This window comes from Chromohalobacter israelensis DSM 3043 (genome assembly GCF_000055785.1).
Lineage (GTDB): Bacteria > Pseudomonadota > Gammaproteobacteria > Pseudomonadales > Halomonadaceae > Chromohalobacter > Chromohalobacter israelensis.
The window spans coordinates 1,395,000-1,416,501 of sequence record NC_007963.1 but is presented as its reverse complement, the minus strand read 5'-3'; the positions used below and the strand labels follow the sequence as shown (position 1 = coordinate 1,416,501).

Sequence of the window (21,502 nt, the reverse complement as noted above, 5' to 3'; positions counted from 1 at the left end):
TTAGCGCACCATGGCGATGACTTTCTCCAGGGCCTCGACGAACGCGTCGACCTCTTCGGGCGTATTGTACGCCGCCAGGGACGCGCGACAGGTTGCCTCGAGCCCCATGCTGGCCAGGACGGGTTGCGCGCAGTGATGCCCGGTACGTATGGCCACGCCCAGTTGATCGATCAGCAAGCCGATATCCTGGGCGTGCACGCCATCGACCACGAACGACAGCACGCTGACCTTGTCGGGCGCCGTCCCGATCAGACGCAGCCCCTCGACATCGCGCAACTTGGCCGTGGCGCGCTCGAGAAGCTGCCCTTCCCAGGCCGCCATCATGTCGATGCCGGTGGCGGCGACCCAGTCCAGTGCCGCGCCGAGGGCGATCACTTCGGCGATGGCCGGCGTGCCCGCCTCGAACTTGTGCGGTATGTCGCTGTATACCGTGCCCTGATCGAAGGACACACGGCTGATCATCTCGCCGCCCCCCTGCCAGGGCGGCATCGCTTCGAGCAGCGCTTCGCGGCCGTAGAGCACGCCCACCCCGGTGGGCCCGTACATCTTGTGCCCCGAGAACGCGTAGAAATCGACACCCAGCGCATGCACGTCGACACGCTGATGCGGTACCGCCTGGGCACCGTCGACGAGAATCAGAGCATCGTGGGCATGGGCCTCACGCGCCATCTCGGCCACTGGATTGACGGTCCCCAGGGCATTGGAGACGTGATTGACGCACACCAGCCGCGTACGCTCGCCCAGCAATTCACGATAGGCCGCCTGGTCGAGCACGCCGCGCTCATCGACGGGGATCACCTTGAGCGTCACATCCAGTGCCTCGGCCAGCATCTGCCAGGGCACGATATTGGAGTGGTGCTCCATCAAGGAGACCAGAATCTCGTCCCCCGGACGCAGGTTGGCCCGCCCCCAGCTATTGGCGACCAGGTTGATGGCCTCGGTGGTGCCCCGGGTGAAGATGATTTCGCGACTCGATGCCGCCCCCAGCCACGCGCGAACCTTGTCGCGCGTACCTTCATAGGCTGCCGTGGCCTCGTCGGCCAGGGTATGCAGCCCGCGATGAATATTGGCGTTGTAACGCCGGTAATAATCATCCAGCGTCTCGATGACCGCTGACGGCGTCTGGGTGGTCGCAGCATTATCCAGATAGATCAGCGGCTTGCCATGCACTTCCCGCTCGAGAATCGGAAAGTCACGGCGGACACGGGCCACGTCCAGCATCGGCTCGGAAAGGGCGTTCATGATGTCAGGCCTCCTGCAGGGCGTCGGACACCTCAACCAGGTCCGCAAGATTGAAACGCTCGGGCAGCTTCCCGGCCACGGCGCGCTCGACGCGCTCGGCGATGGCGGGCAGGCGCACCTGGTCCATGACCTCGCCGGCGAAGGCCAGCGTCAGCAGGCCACGCGCCATCTGCTCGTCGATGCCGCGCGTGCGCAACGCGAAGACGGCCTCCTCGTCGAGCTGGCCCGTCGTCGTGCCGTGCGAGCACTTGACGTCATCGGCGTAGATTTCCAGCTCCGGCTTGGTATCGATCTCGGCACGATCGGACAACAGCAGGTTGGCGTTGTTCTGATACGCCTCGATCTGCTGGCTGTCGCGCTTGACGATCACCTTGCCGTTGAACACTCCGCGGGCACGGTCGTTGAGAATGCCCTTGTAATTCTCGTTGGAGAACGTTTGCGGCGCGTTGTGATTGACCAGGGTGTGATTGTCGACGTGCTGGCGCCCTTGCACGAAGAACAGGCCATTGTAGTTGGCCTCGGCACCCTGCGCGTTGAGATCCGTCACCAGGTCGGTGCGCACCAGCGCGCCCCCCAGGTTGAGGTTGAAGGAGGTGAAGCGCGAATCGCGCGCCTGCTCCACATGGATGCTCGCCACGTGCAGGTCCTCGCTCGAGGCCTCCTGCAGCTTGTAATGATCGACGATCGCGCCACGCTCGAGCATGACCTCACTGACCACGTTGGTGAAGTTGGCCGCACCCGTTTCGCCGGCGTAATGCTCGATCACCGTCGACTGACTGCGCGCACCAGCCATGACCAGCACGCGCGGATGGCTCATGCGTGGCGCCTCGTTGGCCCGTGAAGCGAAGACCACGTAGATCGGCTTGTCGACGACCACGCCCTGGCCGATGCGCACGACCGCGCCTTCTTCGGAAAGCGCCACGTTGAGTGCGGTGAACGGCGAGAAATCGACACCGGCCAGGCGGCCGATGGCCCCCCCGATGGCCTCGTGGTTGGTACGCATCGCCGTGGTCAACGGCTCGATGCTGATCCCCTCGGGCAGTGCCTCGACATCGGAAAGCGCGGTCGAGAAGACGCCATCGACGAATACCAGACGATAGGCATCCAGCGGCATGGACAGCGCTTCGAAGCGCGACGCGCTCAGTTCGGCATCATAGGTCAGCGCGAACTCGCCTTCGGCAATACGACGCACGTCGGTGTATTTCCAGGCTTCATCACGCTTGGTGGGAAATCCCAGAGCCTCGAAGCGCGCTGCACCGGCCTGACGACGTGCCGTCACCCAGGTCGGCTCGTCGCTGAATCGCTCGCCGAGCCGTTGTAGAAAGGCGTGTGCTGCACTCATGCGACAGACTCCTCCAGCACCCATTCATAACCCCGCGTTTCGAGCTCGTGGGCGAGGTTCTTGTCGCCGGACTTGACGATGCGCCCGTCCACCAGGACGTGCACATGATCCGGCACGATATGTTCGAGCAGCCGCTGGTAGTGGGTCACCATGAGAATGGCGCGATCCTGGCTGCGCAGCGAGTTGACCCCTTCGGCGACGATCTTCATGGCATCGATGTCGAGCCCCGAGTCGATCTCGTCGAGCATCGCCAGCTTGGGTTGCAGTACCAGCATCTGCAGGATCTCGTTGCGCTTTTTCTCGCCGCCCGAAAACCCTTCGTTGACCGCACGCTGCAGGAAGCTGCCATCCATCTTCATGAAGCTCAGCTTCTCGCGCACCAGTTTCATGAATTCCGGGGCCGGCAGCTCTTTCTCGCCGCGCGCTTCACGCTGCGCATTGAGCGCGGCCTTGAGCAGGTAGATGTTTTTCACCCCGGGGATTTCCACCGGATACTGGAAACCCAGCAGAATACCGGCCAGGGCACGCTCCTCGATTTCCATTTCCAGCAGGTCCTGGCCTTCGAACAGGATCTGACCACTGGTGACTTCGTAGCCGTCCTTGCCCGCGATCACCGCCGACAGCGTCGACTTGCCCGCCCCGTTGGGCCCCATGAGGGCATGCACCTCACCGGGATTGATGGTCAAACTCAACCCCTTGAGGATTTCCGAACCTTCCACCGTGACGTGCAGATCTTTGACTTCGAGCATCTTGATACCTTGCTTGCGTTCGAGTCGCCGGGCGACTCCGATACATGGGTTGAAACCTTGACGATGCGCCGGAATGCTTACCCGACGGCGCCTTCGAGGGTGACGTTCAACAGCGCTTCGGCTTCCACCGCGAATTCCATCGGCAGCTCCTGGAAGACGTCCTTGCAGAAGCCATTGACGATCATGTTGACGGCATCCTCTTCGGAGATGCCCCGCGCCTGGCAGTAGAACAGCTGGTCCTCACCGATCTTCGAGGTGGTCGCCTCGTGTTCCACGGTCGCCGAGCTGTTGCCGATTTCCTGATACGGAAAGGTGTGGGCGCCACAGCGATCGCCGATCAACAGCGAGTCGCACTGGGTGAAGTTGCGCGCGCCCTTGGCGCGCGGCCCCACCTTGACCAGGCCGCGATAGGCTTGGTCGCTGTTCCCGGCGGCGATGCCCTTGGACACGATGGTCGAGCGCGTCCCCTCGCCGACGTGAATCATCTTGGTGCCGGTGTCGGCCTGCTGACGGCCATTGGTCACCGCCACGGAATAGAACTCGCCGACACTGTCCTTGCCGCGCAACACGCAGGACGGATACTTCCAGGTGATCGCCGAACCGGTCTCGACCTGCGTCCAGCTGATCTTGGAACGGTCGCCCCGGCAATCGCCGCGCTTGGTGACGAAGTTGTAGATGCCGCCCTTGCCGTCCTCGTCGCCGGGATACCAGTTCTGCACCGTGGAATACTTGATGTAGGCGTCTTCCAACGCCACCAGTTCGACCACCGCCGCGTGGAGCTGGTTCTCGTCACGCTGAGGTGCGGTGCACCCCTCCAGATACGAGACCTGGGCCTGCTTGTCGCAGACGATCAGGGTGCGCTCGAACTGACCGGTATTCGCCGCGTTGATGCGGAAATAGGTGGAAAGCTCCATCGGGCACTCGACGCCTTCGGGAACGTAGACGAAGGAGCCGTCGGTGAATACGGCCGAATTCAGCGCCGCGAAGTAGTTATCCCCCTTGGGCACCACGCTTCCCAGGTACTGGCGGACCAGCTCCGGGTAGTCGCGGATCGCCTCCGAGATCGAGCAGAAGATCACGCCCGCCTCGGCGAGCTTTTCCTTGAACGTCGTGGTCACCGAGACCGAGTCGAATACCGCATCCACGGCGACCCCCGCCAGCGCGGCACGCTCATGCAGCGGAATCCCCAGTTTCTCGTAGGTTTCCAGCAGCTTGGGATCGACTTCATCGAGACTCTGCGGCCGATCCTCGGGCTTTTTCGGCGCGCTGTAGTAGGAAATCGCCTGATAGTCGATGGGCGGATAATCGAGATGCGCCCAGGAGGGCTCCTTCATCTTGAGCCACTGGTGGTAGGCATCCAGGCGCCACTCCAGCATCCACTCGGGTTCGCCCTTCTTGTTGGAAATGAAGGCGATGGTATCCTCGTCCAGCCCCGGCGGTACGGTATCGCTTTCGATGTCGGTCACGAACCCTTGGGTATATTCGCGACGGACAAGCTGTTCCATTTCCTGACTTGCCATGGTGTTTCCCCTCCCGGGCGGTATGCTCTCAGCGCGTGGCCGGGCCACCGCGCCACTTTCGTTCGTGTGATCAAACTTCGGCGCGACTCGCCAGGGTCACGCTCTGTATGGGCAGCTGCACGGGCAGCTTCAACGGCGTTTCCTGGGCCAGGTGCGCCAGGGTCACGCTGTCGAGCAGCGTACGAATCGCCAGCGAGACACGTTGCCAGTTGTCGGCGACGCCGCAGGTGGCCAGCAGATCGCAGTCGCCATCGGCATGACTGCATTCCGTCATCGCCACCGGCCCTTCAATGGCGCCGATGATATCGGAAGCGGTGATGGCCGCCGCCGGCCGCGCCAACCGATAACCGCCGAGCGAGCCGCGACGCGATTCCAGAAGCCCTGCCTTCACCAGCATTTTCAGCGTCTTGCTGACGGTCGGATGGGGCAATTGCACGGCATCGGCCAGCTCGGTGGCGGCGTGTGCCTGCTCCGGATGACGCGCGATCTGCGCCATCACCACGGCGGCATAGTCGGTCAGCTTGGAAAGCTTCAACATGCCTTCACTCCACCATTCATCGATTGGGTACCATTTTAGTCCTATATGAATTCGATGTGAAGGGAACCGACGACTTCCGGCCTTTCCACGCGATGATAGCGTCACGATGACGACCGATCGCATCAATAATGACAATTATTCCTATTCGCATAGACTATCGTGCTTGCCTTGGCGCCCATTCGCCCGCACATTCGACACAGAACTTCCGTCGGACACCCGCATGCGACGTCATCTGACCCAAGAACTGCACAACCTCATCGAACGCGGCCGCGACCGCCAGCTGCGGCTTGCCGTCACTGGCCTGTCCCGCGCCGGGAAGACTGCGTTTCTCACCTCGCTGGTGCATCAACTGCGACATGCGGGGCTGGAGGCACGGCTCGATCTGCTGCGCGCCGCCCGCGAAGGCCGCTTGCTCGGCGCCCAGCGCGTCGCCCAGCCGGATCTCGGCGTGCCGCGCTTTCCCTACGATGCCGCCATGGCCGCGCTCGACGGCACGCCACCGCAATGGCCCGCCCCGACACGCGGAATCAGCGAACTGCGCCTGACCATCAAGCATCGCACCCGGCGCGCTCGTGGCCTGCTGGGCGACACGGCGACCCTGACCCTCGACTTGATCGACTACCCCGGCGAATGGCTGCTCGACTTGCCGCTGCTCGAACACGATTTCCTCAGTTGGTGCGAGGCCCAGCAAGCCACGCTCGGCGCAGAGCGTCAGCGCCTCTCCGCGGCCTGGCTGCAGGCCGCCGGTGCCCTCTCTCCCGACGACACGGCCGATGAAAACCATCTCGCCGAGGTGGCCGCACATTACGCCACCGCGTTGCGTGCCTCGCGCGAGGCAGGGTTCGCCGACCTGCAACCCGGGCGTTTCCTGCTGCCGGGGGACCTGGAGGACGCGCCGGTACTACAGTTCTTTCCGCTGCTCGACATCGGCGAGGCCCAGCGCGCCGAGCTCGAGGCCTTGCCCGGCAGCAGCGTCTACAAGACGTTGGCGCGGCGTTTCGATCATTACCGCCGCCATGTGGTCAAACCCTTCTATCGCGACCATTTCCGCCGCTTCGACCGTCAGATCGTGCTGGTCGATGTCCTCGGGGCACTGAACGCGGGACCGGAACGCTTCGAGGATCTCTCCCGTGCGCTCGGCACGCTGATGCGCAGCTTCGATTACGGCAAGCGCAGCCTGCTCAATCGCCTCTTCTCGCCGCGCATCGACCGGCTCGCCATCGCTGCGACCAAGGCCGATCACGTGACGCCCGAGCAGCACCCCAATGTCGTTGCCCTGCTCGAGGCCTTGCTCGCCGAGCCGCTCAAGGATCTGCGCTACGCGGACGTGCCGGTGAAGGCCCTCTCACTGGCATCGGTGAGCGCTACCGAACCGCGCGATGTCGAACACGAAGGACGCCGGCGCGCCGCCCTGCGTGGCACCACACTGGAAGGCGAGGACGTGCTGCTGTTCCCCGGCGACGTGCCGCCGCGGCTGCCCGCGCACGACTTCTGGGCCCGACAGGGCTTCGCGTTCACCGCGTTTCGCCCGCCGCAGCGCGACACGGCGGCCCTGCCGCATGTCCGCATGGATGCCGCCCTCGACTGGTTGATTGGAGACAAGCTGACATGAGCGAGCCACGGCCCGGCCAACGTTTTCGCGTCGACGACGAGCCCCCGTCTTCCTTTGCCCCCGACCCCGGCGAGCGTTTTCGGCTGGACAGTGTCTCCCACCCGCTCGCCGCTCAGGACAGCGCACCGGACGTGCCCCTCGAGGCCAGTCTGGGCAAGCCGCGCAAGCGGCGCTGGGGACTGGTGACATTGCTCGGCGGCAGCGTGGCGTTGGGTGGCATGGAAGTCGCACGTCACTTGTATACCGCCACCCTCGGCGGCGACTGGCTCGCAGGCGCCTGGAGCGTGCTGGGTTTGCTGGGGCTGGGCCTGGTCGGTGCAGCATTGTTGCGGGAACTCTGGCGGCTGCGCCGTCTCAAGCGCCATACCCGACTCCGCGACCAGCTCGCCGCCACGGAAGACACCTCGCCGCACGAGGCTCATGCCCTGGCCGAGCGCTTGCGGCGCCAGATGCGACTCGATGACGACGATCCTCACTGGCGCGCCTTCCAGGTCGCGCAACAGCCGCATCACGACGCCCAGGAAACACGCACCCTGCTGGCCCACCATCTGCTGGCGCCCCGGGACCGTCAGGCCCGGCGCCTGGTCGCCCGCATGGCCAGTGAAACGGCGGTCATGGTCGCCGTCAGCCCGGTCACCTTTCTCGACATGGCACTCATGGCCTGGCGCAACATCGGCTTGATCGACCGTCTCGCCGCGCTCTATGGCCTGGAACTGGGGTATGCCAGCCGGCTGCGCCTGTTCCGCGCGGTGCTCTATAACATGGCGTTCGCCGGCGCCAGTGAAATCGCCTCGGATGCGAGCATGGACCTGTTGTCGATGAACGTGGCCGGCAAGCTTTCCACCCGCGCCGGCCAAGGGCTCGGCGCGGGACTGCTCACCGCCCGCCTCGGGCTGCGGACCCTGCGCATGACGCGCCCGATTCCCTTCACCGAGGGCGAGGCACCGCGCCTGGCCGACCTGCGCCGGGAGCTGTGGCAACGCTTGCGTCGGCTCGAGACGCAGGACGACGCCGCGTCATCCACACGAAATTGATCCAGATCACGCTACGAAGTGCCCCGAGGGACTAGGCTGGAAGAAGACAGGCTCGCGTGCGTTCAGGCAGACGTCGCGAGCATTGCCCTCATGTCAGTTTCGGAGGTCGTCATGTTCAAGACCCTCATGGTTCCCGTCGACGGTTCGCAGGCGGCCAGCGTGGCACTGGATGTCGCCTGCAAGCTGGCCCATGCCGATCAGGCACGTCTGCACATCCTTCACATCCCCGAATCGCTGGCCCACGACACGCTTCTGGTGTGGGGCGTCGGAGCCGTTCCGATGCAGGCCAGTTCCGACGAGCTCGACCGCGCCGGCCGGCAATTGCTCGACGCCGCCAAGCAGGCCGCCGGCGAGCGTGGCATCACCGACGTCGAAGGTTCATTGCATCAGGGCGACCCGGCAAGGGTGATCATCGAGCAGGCCAAGGCGCTGAACGTCGATGCCATCGTCATGGGCAGCCGTGGCTTGAGCGACATCGCCGGTCTGGTCGTCGGCAGCGTATCGCACAAGGTTTCGCATACCGCGCCCTGCCGCGTCATCAGCGTGCATTGATACCGCGGGCGAGACCTCATGCCAGCGAAAAGAAATCGCGCAACTGCCAGGCCACGCCATTCGGATGATGGTGACCGATGCGGATGGCGTCAGGTACCCGACGCGGCAGGTCGGGATGCGCATTCTCCATGACGAACCCGTGGCCGGCCAGCGCCAGCATCTCGGCATCGTTGAGGTTGTCGCCGAACGCCAGACACCGCGCGGCGGGGAGACCGAGATGGGCCAGCAACCGTTCCAGCGTGGCCCCCTTGTTGACACCCTCGGCCATGATCTCCAGCGAATGGGCCATCGAATAGGTCATGTGCAGCCGCGTGCCCAGCGTCTCGGTGATGCTCTGCTCCAGCGCTGCCAGGGCCTCGGGGTCACCGATGCACAGCACCTTGCCCACGCCGCGGCCGTCATGCGCCTCGAGATCGGCCACCCGATAGTGGAATCCGGTGTGGGCGTGCAAGGCCTTCAGCTCGGGCGCCGACGCATCGATCAGCCACTCCTCCCCGGTATACAGGTTGAGCCGGATGTCGGCACCGCGCGGCAGCTCGACCAACGCCCGAACCAGCTCGGCCGGCACCCACTGCTCGGCGATAAGGCTGTCGTCGGGCCCGTAGAGGTGCGCCCCGTTGGTGCTCATGATGTACGCGGGCACGCCCAGCCGTCGGCGGAACGCCGTGATATCGTGAAAATGACGTCCAGACGCCAACGCCAGGTGATGTCCACGTGCGGCGAGTGCCTGAAAGGTCTCGATGGTCAATTCATCGAGATCGTGCTCGGCATTGAGCAGCGTGTTGTCCAGATCCGTGACGATCAAATGAGGTTGCATGCGGCTTCCTGATTGGTCCTCGACGCGACTAGAGTACCGCATGTGGGATCGGCACCGGGAATCGTTCCGTCGAATACTGGCCGCGTGCACGGCAGGCATTCGCCGGAACCATCTCAACATCGCCTCAATCCGTACGCGACAGCAATGCCTCACGCAGTGACGTCGAGAGAGGCGGCTCGGCCAACCAGATACCGAGATAGGTGCGCGCGAGTCGAATATCGTCCGATACGAAGCGAATATTGCCATTCAGGTCTAGAGACAATCGCGGCGTCTGCGGGTCCCATTCGAGCCGATAGCGATCGCCTTCGGTGACATCGACCATGGCATCCTGTAGCGCCTCTATCCCGGCGCGCAGCGGCTCACGCATCGTCGTCGCATGCTGCTTGCGCAAGACGGACCAGGTCGCCTTGCGAATATCCTCGCGGGACACGTCACGCTGGTACTCGAGCACCAGACTCAGCGGCACTTCGGCATTGACGATGGCCGCACGGCTGGCACCGGCCGGTGCATACAGGGCGGCGTCATAGACATCCCACAGCAGGTAACTGGCCGTTCCCGTTCCCTGCAGGACGAGTGCGTCACCCCCCACGACGCTTTGCTGCGAAAACGGCTCGGCAAGCGCAGTGCCCACGCTGCACGTGGTGATGAGCGCCAGTGACAGCCCTCGGGCGAAACCGGTTAACGCAGCACGTATCGTCATGGTGCCTCCCATCTCGATTAGCATGGCGACAAGCCGAGCGACTCCCTCACCTTTATTCCGAGGGGCCACCATGGGCATTCGTAGCATACCGCATGTCGACTCGACGCATAGCACCAGAGGAACTCGAATCAGGCAGGCATCATCAGGGGACACCTTGAGGATCGCCTCCGGGGACCTCATACCTTACCCATGACGCATGACGTCTTCTCAAAGCCGTCAGTAAGCATTCGCCAAAGCCCCCCCAGGAGAATCCCATGAAAACGCTCGTCATCGGCGCCAACGGTCAGATCGGCCGCCAGTTCTGCGAACTCGCCCACCAGGCCGGTGTGCCGATTCGCGCCATGATCCGTGACACGGCCCAGCAGGCATGGTTTCAGGCGCGTGGCATCGAGACGGTGCTCGCCGATCTGGAAGGCAACTTTCGAAAGGCGTTCTACGGCTGCGATCAGGTGGTGTTCGCGGCGGGCTCCGGCCCGCATACCGGCCCCGACAAGACACTCATGATCGATCTGCATGGTGCGTTGAGCGCGATCGACCTGGCCGCGACGCTGGGCATCGGGCGTTTCATCATGGTCAGCGCCATGCGGGCCGACCGGGTCCTCGAGGCCCCGGCCAAGCTGCGCCCCTACATGGCCGCCAAGCATGCCGCCGACGCGCACCTGCGCGCATCACGTGTGCCCCATGTGATTCTCAAGCCCGGCCGGCTCACCGACGAGGCCGCGACACGGCGGGTCACGACCGACGTGGCCGGCGCCGACGACAACCGTATCTCGCGCGCCAATGTCGCCCATGCACTGCTCGAAGTGGTGCGCCGTCACGACCTGCGCCAACGCGAGTTCTCGCTACTCGACGGTGATACCGACATCGCCGAGGCATTGCGCTGATCCAACGCCCGCCCCCTCGGTCGAGTTCCCCGCCAAGCGCCGGTTGGCGGGGAATACGCGAACCCGTATAGTGTCGATCTACTCCCCCCAACCGAACGTGTCTCGATGCTGCAGAACAACTCCGCGCTTGCCCAGCTCAAGCAACAGATTCGTGAAACGACGCCCCGCGTGCAGGGCGTCATCAAGGCAACCGACCGGGGCTTTGGCTTTCTCGAAGCCGACGACGGCAGTTCCTACTTCGTTCCGCCCCCCGCCATGAAGCAGGTCTTGCATGGCGATCGCGTCGATGCCCTGCTCAAGCAGGAGGGGGACAAGACCTCCGTCGAGCCCGACACGCTCATCGAAGCGGGGCTCGACCGGTTCGTGGCGCGCCTGGTCAAGCGCGACGGACGTCTCAGCGTGGTGCCGGACCATCCGTCCATCAACAACCAGCTGCGCGCACGCCTCAAGAACTCGCTCGATGAAAGTACCCTGGGCGACGGCGACTGGGTGGTGGCTCGTCTGGTGCGCCATCCTCTCAAGCCCGACGATCGCGGGTTCTTCGCGCAAGTCGACGAGCTGGTGGTCAAGGCCGACAACCCCGCGGTCCCCTGGCGCGTGACCCTGGCGCGTCATGCGCTGGAGCAAGCCTCACCGCAATTCGGCGAACAATGGCCGCTGCACGATGAAGGGCTCGAACGCGAAGACCTCACCGCGACGCCCTTTTTCACCATCGATGGTGAAAAGACGCGCGACATGGACGACGCCCTGTACATCGAGACACTCGAGGACGGCTGGCGTCTCAGCGTGGCGATCGCCGACCCCACGGCTTACGTGCGCGAAGGCGACGCGGTCGATCGCGAGGCGCAGACCCGTGCCTTCACGGTGTATCTGCCGGGCCAGAACGTCACCATGTTGCCGGAGCTGCTCGCCGATGACCTCTGCTCCCTGAAGGAAGGTGAAGAGCGGCCGACCCTCGTCTGCACTCTGGACGTCCATCGCGATGGCAGCCTCGGCGAATACCGCTTTTTCGCCGCGCAGGTTCGCTCGCAGGCACGCCTGGTGTACGACCAGGTCTCCGATTGGCTGGAAGGCCAAGGCGACTGGGCGCCCGCCGACGACACCATCGCCACCCAGCTCCAGGCGCTGGCCGAGATGACCAAGGCCCGCAACGCTTGGCGTGAACAGCACACGCTGGTCTTCAAGGATCGCCCCGACTACGTCTTCGATGTCGACGATGCCGGCAACGTGCTGGCGGTTCGCATCGAGGAGCGGCGCGTCGCGCAGCGCATGATCGAGGAATCGATGATTGCCGCCAATGCGTGCTGCGCCGACTTGCTCGCGGCTCACGTGGGACACGGCATCTTCAATGTGCACCAGGCCTTCGAGCCCGAGAAAGCCGATCAGGCCATCGAGTTCCTGGCCAATCAGGACATTAGCGTGGAGCGCGAGCAACTGCTGGAGCTCTCGCGGTATCGCGAACTGCGTCGCGCGCTCGAGGCCCGCGAGGACGCCTGGCTCGACGCGCGCCTGCGCCGTTTCCAGGGGTATACCAACATGTCCGCGCAGCCGGGCCCGCATTTCGGCCTGGGACTGTCGGCGTACGCCACCTGGACCTCACCGATCCGCAAGTACGGCGACATGGTCAACCACCGCCTGATCAAGCGTGTACTCAAGGGAGAAGCGGCCCCCGCCGAGGCGAGCCAGGCACTGACCGAGCAGCTCACCGAGCGGCGGCGACTCAATCGCATGGCGGAGCGCGACGTCAAGGATTGGCTCTACGTGCGCTACCTCGGCCCCGCCGCCGAAGCCGGCGAGGTCTTCGAGGCGGATATCATCGCCATCAACCGCGGCGGCATGCGAGTGCGCCTGACGGCCAACGGTGCCACGGCCTTCGTGCCGGCGCCGTTCATGCACAGCGATCGCGACAAGGTTGCCATCGACGACAAGGAAGGTCGCATCCAGATCGAGGGCGAGCCACGCTACAAGCTCGGCGACACCATCAAGGTGGCCCTGGCCGAAGCGGTCGAGTCGACACGCTCGCTGGTGGCACGCCCCGCCGCCTGACGCTTCGCCATGCCCTGCGTCACGAGTAGTGGACGCGGGGCATGGCGTGTGCCAGCGTAAGCTCATGACAACGCGGTGACATTCATACGACAGGCCCCCGGGCCCCAGCGGTCACTCCGTAAACCAACCGGGAAGGTTTCAGGGAGTTGCACCTTGCACATCGCCGATATCACGATGTTCTATGCCCCTGCCAGCGGCGGGGTACGCACCTATCTGGAAGCCAAGCGCAATCGCCTGGCGAAGCTGCCGGGGGTCACGAGCAGCCTGCTCGTCCCCGGGGCCTACCATCGTAGCCACGGCTCCATCCACGAAGTTCCCGCCCCCCCACTGCCCTTTAGTCAGGGCTATCGCTTCCCCTTGAAGCGTCGTGGCTGGCAACGCGAACTCCACCGGCTGGCACCGGATCTCATCGAAGCCGGCGACCCCTACGTCACCGCCTGGGCGGCGCTCGATGCAGGGCGCGCCCTGGACGTCCCGGTGGTCGGCTTCTATCACTCCGATCTGCCGCGCCTCATCGGCAATCGTCTCGGCAACTGGACGCGCGCCGCCCTCGACCGCTACGTGCGGAACCTGTACGGCCATTGCGATCGCGTGCTCGCGCCGAGCCGGGTCATCGCTGACCGACTCCAGACGCTCGGCCTCGACAATGTCGCCGTACAACCGCTCGGCGTCGACCTGACGACGTTTTCGCCACAGCGCCGGCAATTCGCCTTTCGCCAGCGTCTCGGCCTCGATGACGACACGCGTCTATTGATCTTCGTGGGGCGCGGTTCGCGGGAGAAAAACCTGTCGGTGCTGCTGGACACTGCACGACACCTGGGCAAGGGATATCATCTGGTGTTGATCGGCCCGCAAATGCCGCAGCGCGTCCCCGACAATGTCAGCGTCATCGGCCGTTACACGGCCACCGCCGATGTCGCCGACTGGCTGGCCAGCAGCGACATTCTTCTGCATGCCGGCACTCAGGAGACCTTCGGCCTGGTCGCCCTGGAGGCCATGGCGAGCGGCATTCCGGTCGTCGCGGCACGCGCCGGTGCCTTGGCCGAGAATGTCCCCCTCGGCTGCGGGCGACTCTGCGAGCCCCACTCGGCACAGGACATGGCGCGCGCAGTGCGCGAACTCTGCGCCGACGCTCCCGAGGAGCAGGGACGCCGGGCACGCCAGCACGTCGAACGACACCATGACTGGGATATCGTGGTGTCCAGCTTGATGCATCATTATCGTGAATTGACCGGGCAGCGCGTCAACACGGAGAGTCTACAGCATGGCTGATCGACATCTCGCCCTCGTTCTGCACGATGTCGCGCCGGAAACCTGGCCCGACTACGCCGAGTTCGTCGCGCGTGTCGATGACCTGGCACGCACGCACGGACCGATCCCGATCACCTGGCTGGTGGTCCCGGATTTTCACCACCGCAGCGATTGTCGGCTCGACGATACCTTCCTCGACCGCATGCACGGCCGTCTTGCCGCAGGCGATGAGCTGGCCCTGCATGGCTGCTACCACAGCGATGACGCGCCACCGCCGCGTACACCACGCGACTGGTTCATGCGCCGCTTCTACACTTGGGAAGGCGAATTCTACGCGCTGGATGAGCATCAGGCCGCCGACCGTCTGGACAAGGGCATCGCGCTGTTTCGCTCCCAGGCGTGGCCACTCACCGGATTCGTGGCACCGGCATGGCTGATGAGCGAAGGGACTCGGCGCGCCCTGGCCAAGCGCGACTTTGCCTACACCAGCGATCCTCAGCATCTCTACACCTTGCCGGACTTCACGCCTCTCGAGGCACCGGGGCTGGTGTGGAGCGCCCGCAGCGCATGGCGGCGCGGTATGTCACGCCTGGTCAATGAAACCCAACGCTGGCGTAGCCGCCAGGCGCCACTGCTGCGTCTGGGTCTGCACCCCGTGGACATGCGCCATGCCAGCGTGCGGGAATACTGGCTCACCACGCTGGAGCGCCTGCTGGTGGCGGGACGTCGTCCCATCACCAAACGCGACTGGATCGCCCGACAGCATCACCGAGAGTCGCAGGCGGCATGAAGCGACTCGTTCTACTCCTGGCGCTCGGTTTACTGGCGGCCATCACCATTCCCGTGCTCTTCGGCGGCCGCGACCTCTTTGCCGAACTGGCAAGTTTTCCGCTGCAGCAACTGCTCTTGATGCTGGCATTGATCGGTATCTGCTGGAACATCAACGCACTGCGGCTTCGCCTGCTGCTCGCGGGACGTGCCGGGCGCCTCGGTCAGACACGCGCGGTGGGCATCGTGATGTCCACGGAGTTCGCCATCTGCGCCACGCCCGGCGGCACCGGCGGCTTGCTCACACTTCTCGGCTTGCTGGCCCGACGTGGCATCCGTCCTGCGCAGACCACCGCCATCTTTGCCGTCGACCAGCTCACCGATCTGCTCTTTTTCCTGTCCGCACTCATCGGCGTGGCCCTGTATGTCGTGATAGAGGCCATCGACCTCGATCTCGGCTGGCTGGTGGGGCTGCCATCGCTATTGCTGGTGTGCGGCTTCGTGCTGCTGTGGCTCGTCATGCGCCATTACACGCGTCTGTTGCAGGTTACCGGCGGCTGGCTGGAACGGCTCAAGGTCCGTCGCAAGGCCCGCTTCGGTTTCGCCCGGCGGCTACTGCATTTTCGCAATGCATTGATCGAGACGCTGCGTCTCCCCCGCCTGACCCTGCTGTCGGTCTTTGCCTTGTGCTGCATGCATTGGATGCTCCGCTACAGCGTGCTTTACCTCGCCGTGAAGGGACTCGGCGCGCATATAGACTGGGCCTGGACATTCCTGGTGCAGATGCTGTCCATGGCGGCGGGACAATTGAGTTTCCTCCCCGGTGGCGCTGGCGGCGCGGAACTGACGTCGACCGCCTTGCTGGCACCGCTGATCGGCAAGCAGAGCGCCGCCGCCGCGGTACTCATCTGGCGTTTCGTCACCTACTACTTCTATCTCATTGCCGGGTTCCCGGTCTTTTTGGCGCTGGCCGGCCGCACCTTCGTCAAGCTGCTGTACCGGCAGCGTTAGTCGATCGCCGTTTCTGCCCCGAAGACGCCCTTTCGGTCGACCGCTCGCCACGTCTTGCCAGACCCCAAATTGTCAGCCCCCAAACGCAAGAAGGCATCCCCGGAGGGATGCCTTCAACGTGCGGGTGATTCGGCGGCATGTCACCGCCGACGATCACGCCAGCGACTTACCAGCCCGTGGCTGCCTTCAGCGCATCGCCGATCTCGGCGAGCGAACGCACGGTCTTGACACCTGCAGACTCGAGCGCGGCGAACTTCTCGTCGGCCGTGCCCTTGCCACCGGCGATGATGGCACCCGCGTGGCCCATGCGCTTGCCCGGAGGCGCCGTCACACCGGCGATATAGGATACCACCGGCTTGGAGACGTGCTCCTTGATGTATGCCGCGGCTTCTTCTTCCGCCGTGCCGCCGATTTCGCCGATCATCACGATGGCTTCGGTCTGCGGGTCCTTCTCGAACATCTCGAGCATGTCGATGAAGGTGGAGCCCGGGATCGGATCGCCGCCGATGCCCACGCAGGTGGACTGGCCGAAGCCGTGATCGGTGGTCTGCTTGACCGCTTCATAGGTCAAGGTGCCCGAACGCGAGACGATACCGACCTTGCCCGGCTTGTGAATGTGACCCGGCATGATGCCGATCTTGGTCTCGCCCGGCGTGATCACGCCCGGGCAGTTCGGCCCGATCAGGCGCACACCCAGCTCGTCGCACTTGACCTTGACGTCGAGCATGTCGAGGGTGGGAATCCCCTCGGTGATGCACACGATCAGCTTGATGCCGGCATTGGCCGCTTCCAGGATGGAATCCTTGCAGAACGGCGCGGGCACGTAGATCACGGACGCTTCGGCACCCGTCGTTTCGACGGCTTCCTTGACGGTGTTGAACACCGGCAGGCCGAGGTGCGTCTGGCCGCCCTTGCCCGGCGTCACGCCACCGACCATCTGGGTACCGTAGGCGATCGCCTGCTCGGAGTGGAAAGTCCCCTGGCCACCCGTGAAACCTTGGCAGATGACCTTGGTGCTCTTGTCGATCAGGATACTCATTACTTGCCCTCCGCTGCTTTGACGACCTGCTGGGCCGCGTCGGTCAAGCTGGTAGCAGCGATGATGTTCAGTCCACTGGATGCCAGTTTCTCGGCGCCCAGCTCGGCGTTGTTGCCCTCGAGACGCACCACGACCGGCACGTTGACACCGACCTGCTCGACGGCACCGATGATGCCTTCGGCGATCATGTCGCAACGGACGATGCCGCCGAAGATGTTGACCAGGACGGCCTTCACGGAATCGTCGGACAGGATGATCTTGAACGCCTCGCCGACGCGCTCTTCCGTCGCACCGCCGCCAACGTCAAGGAAGTTGGCCGGCTGGCCGCCGTTGAGCTTGATGATGTCCATGGTGCCCATGGCCAGGCCGGCACCGTTGACCATGCAGCCGATGTTGCCTTCCAGGGCGACGTAGTTGAGTTCCCACTCCTGAGCATGCGCTTCGCGCTCGTCTTCCTGAGACGGGTCACGCATCGCCTGCAGATCGGGGTGGCGATACAGGGCATTGCCGTCCAGACCGATCTTGGCGTCGAGGCAATGCAGATTGCCTTCGTCGGTGATCACCAGCGGATTGATCTCGAGCAGCGCCAGATCCTTTTCCTGGAACAGCTTGGCCAGCCCCAGGAAGATCTTGGTGAACTGCTTGATCTGCGCGCCTTCGAGACCCAGCGCGAAGGCCAGCTCACGCGCCTGATACGGCTGAGCGCCGACCAGGGGATCGATCTCGGCCTTGAGAATCTTCTCGGGAGTTTCCTCGGCAACCTTCTCGATTTCCACGCCACCTTCGGTGGAAGCCATGAAAACGATGCGGCGGGTGCCACGGTCGACGACGGCGCCCAGGTACAGCTCGTTGGCGATGTCGGTGCAGTTCTCGACCAGGATCTTGGCGACCGGCTGACCCTTCTCGTCAGTCTGGAAGGTCACCAGGTTCTTGCCCAGCCACTGCTCGGCGAAGGCCTTGGCGTCGGCGGGGCTTTCGACCAGCTTGACGCCGCCGGCCTTGCCGCGGCCGCCCGCGTGAACCTGGGCCTTGACGACCCACTTGTCACCACCGATCTTCTTGCACGCTTCGGCGGCTTCTTCGGGGGTATCCACGGCGAAACCCTTGGACACCGGTAGACCATAATCGGCAAACAGCTGTTTGCTCTGATACTCGTGAAGGTTCATCGTGTCATGCCATTGGTTGCATGTGACTCGAATGGTGGCGGCCACCCACGAGGTCGCCGTCACCCCTGTTCGCTCCCGCCGAGGCGGGAGCGACGCGTCTCTACACTGAAACGCAGATCGAAACGCTTACTTGCGCTTCTTGCGGTTGGCCATGTGAATGGCGTGACCATCCACCGCCAGGGCCGCTTCGTGCACGGCTTCCGAGGTGCTCGGGTGCGCGTAGCATGTCAGGGCCAGGTCCTCGGCGCTGGAGCCGAACTCCATGGCGATGACGCCTTGCGCGATGAGCTCCCCGGCATGCTGACTGATGATATGCAGCCCCAGGACACGGTCGGTCTCGGCATCGGCGATGATCTTGGCCATGCCCTCCGGCGCATTGTTGGCCAGCGCACGACCGTTGGCGGAGAACGGGAAGGAGCCGGTCTTGACCTCGATTCCGGCTTCTTTGGCGTCCTGCTCGTTCATGCCGACCCAGGCGACTTCGGGTGCGGTATAGATCACGCTGGGGATGGCGTCGTAGTTCATCTCGGCCTTATGACCGGCGATGATATCGGCAACCATCATGCCTTCCTCGGAGGCCTTGTGCGCCAGCATCGGCCCGCGCACCACATCGCCGATGGCGTAAACGCCCGGGACGCTCGTGCGGCATTCGTCGTCGACGAACACGGACCCGCGCTCGTCGAGCTTGACGCCCACGTCGTCGCTGAGCACGCCTTCCGTGTAGGGACGACGCCCCACGCAGACGATCAGCTTGTCGAAGGTCTGTTCCTGTTCGCCGTTGGCGTCGGTGTACTTGACCACGACTTCCTTGTCCTTGACCTCGGAACCGGTGACCCGTGCTCCCAGCTTGATGTCCAGGCCCTGCTTCTTGAACAGTTTCTGCGCTTCCTTGGCGACGTCCTTATCGACCATCGGCAGGAATGAATCCATCGCTTCGAGGACCGTGACATCGCTGCCCAGGCGGCTCCATACGCTGCCCAGCTCGAGGCCGATGACGCCGGCGCCGATGACGCCGAGGCGCTTGGGCACCTCATCGAACTTGAGGGCACCGCTGGAATCGACGATCAATCCTTCGGTCAGCGGCGTCGGCGGAATTTCCACCGGCACCGAGCCGGAGGCAATGACGATGTTCTCGGCCTCGTAGGAAGCGGTCTCGCCGTCGTGGCCGGTCACCTCGACCTGCTTGCTGGACACGACCTTGCCGGTGCCTTCCAGCGCAGTGACGCCATTGGCCTTGAACAGTGCGCTGATGCCGCCCACGTTCTTGGCGATCACACCGTCCTTGAACTCGAGCATCTTGGCAATGTTCGGGGTCGGCTCGCCGGCGTCGATGCCAATCTCGGCGAAGTGATCACGAGCCTCGGCGAACTTGTGGGACGTTTCCAGCAACGCCTTCGAGGGAATGCAGCCCACATTCAGACAAGTACCGCCGTGCACGGTCTTGCCTTCCTTGTTGACCCACTTCTCGACACAGGCGGTCTTCAACCCCAGCTGCGCGGCACGAATGGCTGCCACGTACCCGCCAGGCCCGGCGCCAATAACGATCACATCGAATTTATCGGCCATGAAATCATCCTGTTCGCATTCAGTTTAAAAGTCGCACGCATCATTCGGCGACGGCCATCACACGTCGAGCAAGAAGCGCGCGGGATCTTCCAGCAATTCCTTGATCGTGACCAGGAACTGTACCGCATCCTTGCCGTCGATCATGCGGTGGTCGTAGGAGACGGCGAGATACATCATCGGACGGATCTCGACCTTCCCGTTCACGGCCATCGGGCGTTCCTGAATCTTGTGCATCCCCAGAATCGCGGTCTGCGGCGGGTTCAGGATCGGCGTCGACATCAGCGAGCCGAAGATACCGCCATTGGTGATGGTGAAGGTCCCGCCCTGCATGTCTTCGATGCCGAGCTTGCCTTCACGGCCACGCTGGCCGAAGTCACCGATCGTTTTCTCGACATCGGCCAGCTTCATGCTGTCGGTATCGCGAAGCACCGGTACCACCAGACCACGCGGCGTGGAAACGGCGACACCGATGTCCTGGTAGCCGTGGTAGACAATGTCGGTGCCGTCGATGGAAGCGTTGACGTCCGGGAAGCGCTTGAGCGCCTCGGTCGCCGCCTTGACGAAGAAGCCCATGAAGCCGAGCTTGACGTCGTGCGCCTTCTGGAAGCTGTCCTTGTACTGACTGCGCAGCGCCATCACCGCGCTCATGTCCACCTCATTGTAGGTGGTGAGCATGGCGGCCGTTTGCTGTGCCTGGACCAGGCGCTTGGCAATGGTCTGGCGCAGACGGCTCATCGGCACACGCTGCTCGGGGCGCTCGCCCTCGACGGCCGGCGCCGGCGCAGCAGCGGCCTTGACGTCACCGCCTGACGGCTTGGCGCTCTTCTTGGCGGAGCCGTCCTTGACGGCTTTCTGCACGTCCTCTTTCAGGATGCGACCGCCCTTGCCAGTGCCTTCGATCTTGTTGACGTCCAGATCATGCTCGGCCACCAGCTTGCGTGCCGCGGGCGCCAGGATCTTGTCGCCGACCTTTTCGTCGCTGCCGCCGTCTGCCGCAGCGGGTTCGCTCGCATCCTTCGAAGCGGCGGCGTCACCGCCGCTCGCCTCGCCGCCGGCGCCTTCGGCAAAGACCGCGAGCACGGCTTCGGACTCGACCTGCTCACCTTCCTGCACCTTGATCTCGCTGAGGGCACCATCGGCCGGCGCCACCACTTCGAGCACGACCTTGTCGGTCTCGATATCCGCGAGAATCTCGTCACGCTTCACCGCTTCGCCGACCTGCTTGTGCCAGGTGGCGACGGTGCCTTCCTGCACGGACTCAGGGAAGCTCGGCGCCTTCACGTCATGCTGCTTGCCGGAGGCGGCAGGCTTGGCATCGGCCTTGGCCGGTGCAGTGTCCTGGCCGCTGTCGTCGCTCTTTTCCGCGCTTTCCTGAGAGGCGGCCTTGTCGTTGCTGCCTTCGCTGGCCGCGCCCAGCATCCCCAGAACCTGCTCGGAGTCGCAAGTGTCGCCTTCCTCGACCTTGATCTCGGTCACGGTACCGGCTTCCGGGGCGACGACCTCGAGGACGACCTTGTCCGTCTCGATCTCGACGATCAGTTCATCACGTTCGACGCTGTCACCGACCTTCTTGTGCCAAGTGGCGATGGTGCCCTCGGCGACGGATTCTGGAAAATTTGGCGCTTTGATCTCGGTAGCCATGTCGTTTCCTTAGTGTTTTCTCTC

At 64.1% G+C, this 21,502-nt stretch carries 19 protein-coding genes; 8 read left to right on the top strand and 11 right to left on the bottom strand.

Features of this window, described 5'->3' with window-relative positions; all coding sequences use genetic code 11:
- The 5 genes from CSAL_RS06285 to CSAL_RS06265 form a co-directional block, all read right to left on the bottom strand.
- On the bottom strand, positions 1–1,242 hold the full coding sequence (locus tag CSAL_RS06285; RefSeq protein ID WP_011506537.1) for a cysteine desulfurase: 1,242 nt from the start codon (positions 1,240–1,242) through the stop codon (positions 1–3).
- Positions 1,243–1,246: 4 nt separating this feature from the next.
- A complete protein-coding gene (sufD, locus tag CSAL_RS06280; RefSeq protein ID WP_011506536.1) occupies positions 1,247–2,584 on the bottom strand; it encodes a Fe-S cluster assembly protein SufD in 1,338 nt (445 codons plus the stop codon).
- Complete coding sequence (sufC, locus tag CSAL_RS06275; RefSeq protein WP_011506535.1) at positions 2,581–3,333, bottom strand: Fe-S cluster assembly ATPase SufC; 753 nt, start codon at positions 3,331–3,333, stop codon at positions 2,581–2,583. The genes sufD and sufC overlap by 4 nt, the downstream gene beginning before the upstream one ends.
- Positions 3,334–3,410: 77 nt before the next feature.
- Complete coding sequence (gene sufB / locus CSAL_RS06270; RefSeq protein WP_011506534.1) at positions 3,411–4,853, bottom strand: Fe-S cluster assembly protein SufB; 1,443 nt, start codon at positions 4,851–4,853, stop codon at positions 3,411–3,413.
- A 70-nt stretch (positions 4,854–4,923) separates the two neighbouring features.
- Positions 4,924–5,391: an SUF system Fe-S cluster assembly regulator gene (locus CSAL_RS06265; RefSeq protein WP_011506533.1), complete on the bottom strand. Its 468-nt coding sequence runs from the start codon at positions 5,389–5,391 to the stop codon at positions 4,924–4,926.
- 220 nt (positions 5,392–5,611) lie between these two features.
- Here CSAL_RS06265 and CSAL_RS06260 point away from each other — a divergent pair, with 220 nt between their 5' ends.
- The 3 genes from CSAL_RS06260 to CSAL_RS06250 all read left to right on the top strand — a co-directional run bounded on the left by CSAL_RS06260 (position 5,612) and on the right by CSAL_RS06250 (position 8,589).
- On the top strand, positions 5,612–7,003 hold the full coding sequence (locus CSAL_RS06260; RefSeq protein ID WP_011506532.1) for a YcjX family GTP-binding protein: 1,392 nt from the start codon (positions 5,612–5,614) through the stop codon (positions 7,001–7,003).
- A complete protein-coding gene (locus CSAL_RS06255) occupies positions 7,000–8,037 on the top strand; it encodes a YcjF family protein (protein WP_011506531.1) in 1,038 nt (345 codons plus the stop codon). Before CSAL_RS06260 ends, CSAL_RS06255 begins: the two co-directional genes overlap by 4 nt.
- A gap of 111 nt (positions 8,038–8,148) precedes the next feature.
- Positions 8,149–8,589 carry a universal stress protein gene (locus tag CSAL_RS06250; RefSeq protein WP_011506530.1) on the top strand — a complete coding sequence of 147 codons (441 nt, stop codon included), beginning with the start codon at positions 8,149–8,151 and terminating at the stop codon, positions 8,587–8,589.
- A 16-nt stretch (positions 8,590–8,605) separates the two neighbouring features.
- On the opposite strand, the gene CSAL_RS06245 is transcribed toward CSAL_RS06250, so the two are convergent.
- Entirely contained in the window at positions 8,606–9,406 is an 801-nt protein-coding gene (locus CSAL_RS06245; protein WP_011506529.1) for a Cof-type HAD-IIB family hydrolase, read from the bottom strand.
- Between the two features lie 124 nt (positions 9,407–9,530).
- A complete protein-coding gene (locus CSAL_RS06240; RefSeq protein WP_011506528.1) occupies positions 9,531–10,106 on the bottom strand; it encodes a chalcone isomerase family protein in 576 nt (191 codons plus the stop codon).
- A gap of 254 nt (positions 10,107–10,360) precedes the next feature.
- Between CSAL_RS06240 and CSAL_RS06235 the strand changes: the two genes are divergently transcribed.
- From CSAL_RS06235 to gpgF, 5 genes are all read left to right on the top strand, one after another.
- The gene (locus tag CSAL_RS06235) at positions 10,361–10,990 is read left to right on the top strand and encodes an SDR family oxidoreductase (RefSeq protein ID WP_011506527.1); all 630 of its coding nucleotides are present in this window, start codon (positions 10,361–10,363) and stop codon (positions 10,988–10,990) included.
- Positions 10,991–11,095: 105 nt separating this feature from the next.
- Positions 11,096–13,036 carry an exoribonuclease II gene (locus tag CSAL_RS06230; RefSeq protein WP_011506526.1) on the top strand — a complete coding sequence of 647 codons (1,941 nt, stop codon included), beginning with the start codon at positions 11,096–11,098 and terminating at the stop codon, positions 13,034–13,036.
- A 153-nt stretch (positions 13,037–13,189) separates the two neighbouring features.
- The gene (gene gpgS, locus CSAL_RS06225; protein ID WP_011506525.1) at positions 13,190–14,308 is read left to right on the top strand and encodes an N-acetylglucosaminyl phosphatidylglycerol synthase; all 1,119 of its coding nucleotides are present in this window, start codon (positions 13,190–13,192) and stop codon (positions 14,306–14,308) included.
- The gene (gene gpgD, locus CSAL_RS06220) at positions 14,301–15,077 is read left to right on the top strand and encodes an N-acetylglucosaminyl phosphatidylglycerol deacetylase (RefSeq protein WP_011506524.1); all 777 of its coding nucleotides are present in this window, start codon (positions 14,301–14,303) and stop codon (positions 15,075–15,077) included. Before gpgS ends, gpgD begins: the two co-directional genes overlap by 8 nt.
- Positions 15,074–16,066, top strand: a complete 993-nt coding sequence (gene gpgF / locus CSAL_RS06215) for a glucosaminyl phosphatidylglycerol flippase (RefSeq protein ID WP_011506523.1) — start codon at positions 15,074–15,076, stop codon at positions 16,064–16,066. Before gpgD ends, gpgF begins: the two co-directional genes overlap by 4 nt.
- Positions 16,067–16,232: 166 nt before the next feature.
- Here the strand turns inward: gpgF and sucD are convergent, their stop codons facing one another.
- From sucD to odhB, 4 genes are all read right to left on the bottom strand, one after another.
- Positions 16,233–17,105 carry a succinate--CoA ligase subunit alpha gene (sucD, locus tag CSAL_RS06210; protein ID WP_011506522.1) on the bottom strand — a complete coding sequence of 291 codons (873 nt, stop codon included), beginning with the start codon at positions 17,103–17,105 and terminating at the stop codon, positions 16,233–16,235.
- Complete coding sequence (gene sucC, locus CSAL_RS06205; protein WP_035411545.1) at positions 17,105–18,271, bottom strand: ADP-forming succinate--CoA ligase subunit beta; 1,167 nt, start codon at positions 18,269–18,271, stop codon at positions 17,105–17,107. The genes sucD and sucC overlap by 1 nt, the downstream gene beginning before the upstream one ends.
- A gap of 126 nt (positions 18,272–18,397) precedes the next feature.
- Entirely contained in the window at positions 18,398–19,837 is a 1,440-nt protein-coding gene (gene lpdA / locus CSAL_RS06200) for a dihydrolipoyl dehydrogenase (protein WP_011506520.1), read from the bottom strand.
- 57 nt (positions 19,838–19,894) lie between these two features.
- Entirely contained in the window at positions 19,895–21,478 is a 1,584-nt protein-coding gene (gene odhB / locus CSAL_RS06195; RefSeq protein ID WP_011506519.1) for a 2-oxoglutarate dehydrogenase complex dihydrolipoyllysine-residue succinyltransferase, read from the bottom strand.
- Between the last annotated feature and the right edge of the window lie 24 nt (positions 21,479–21,502).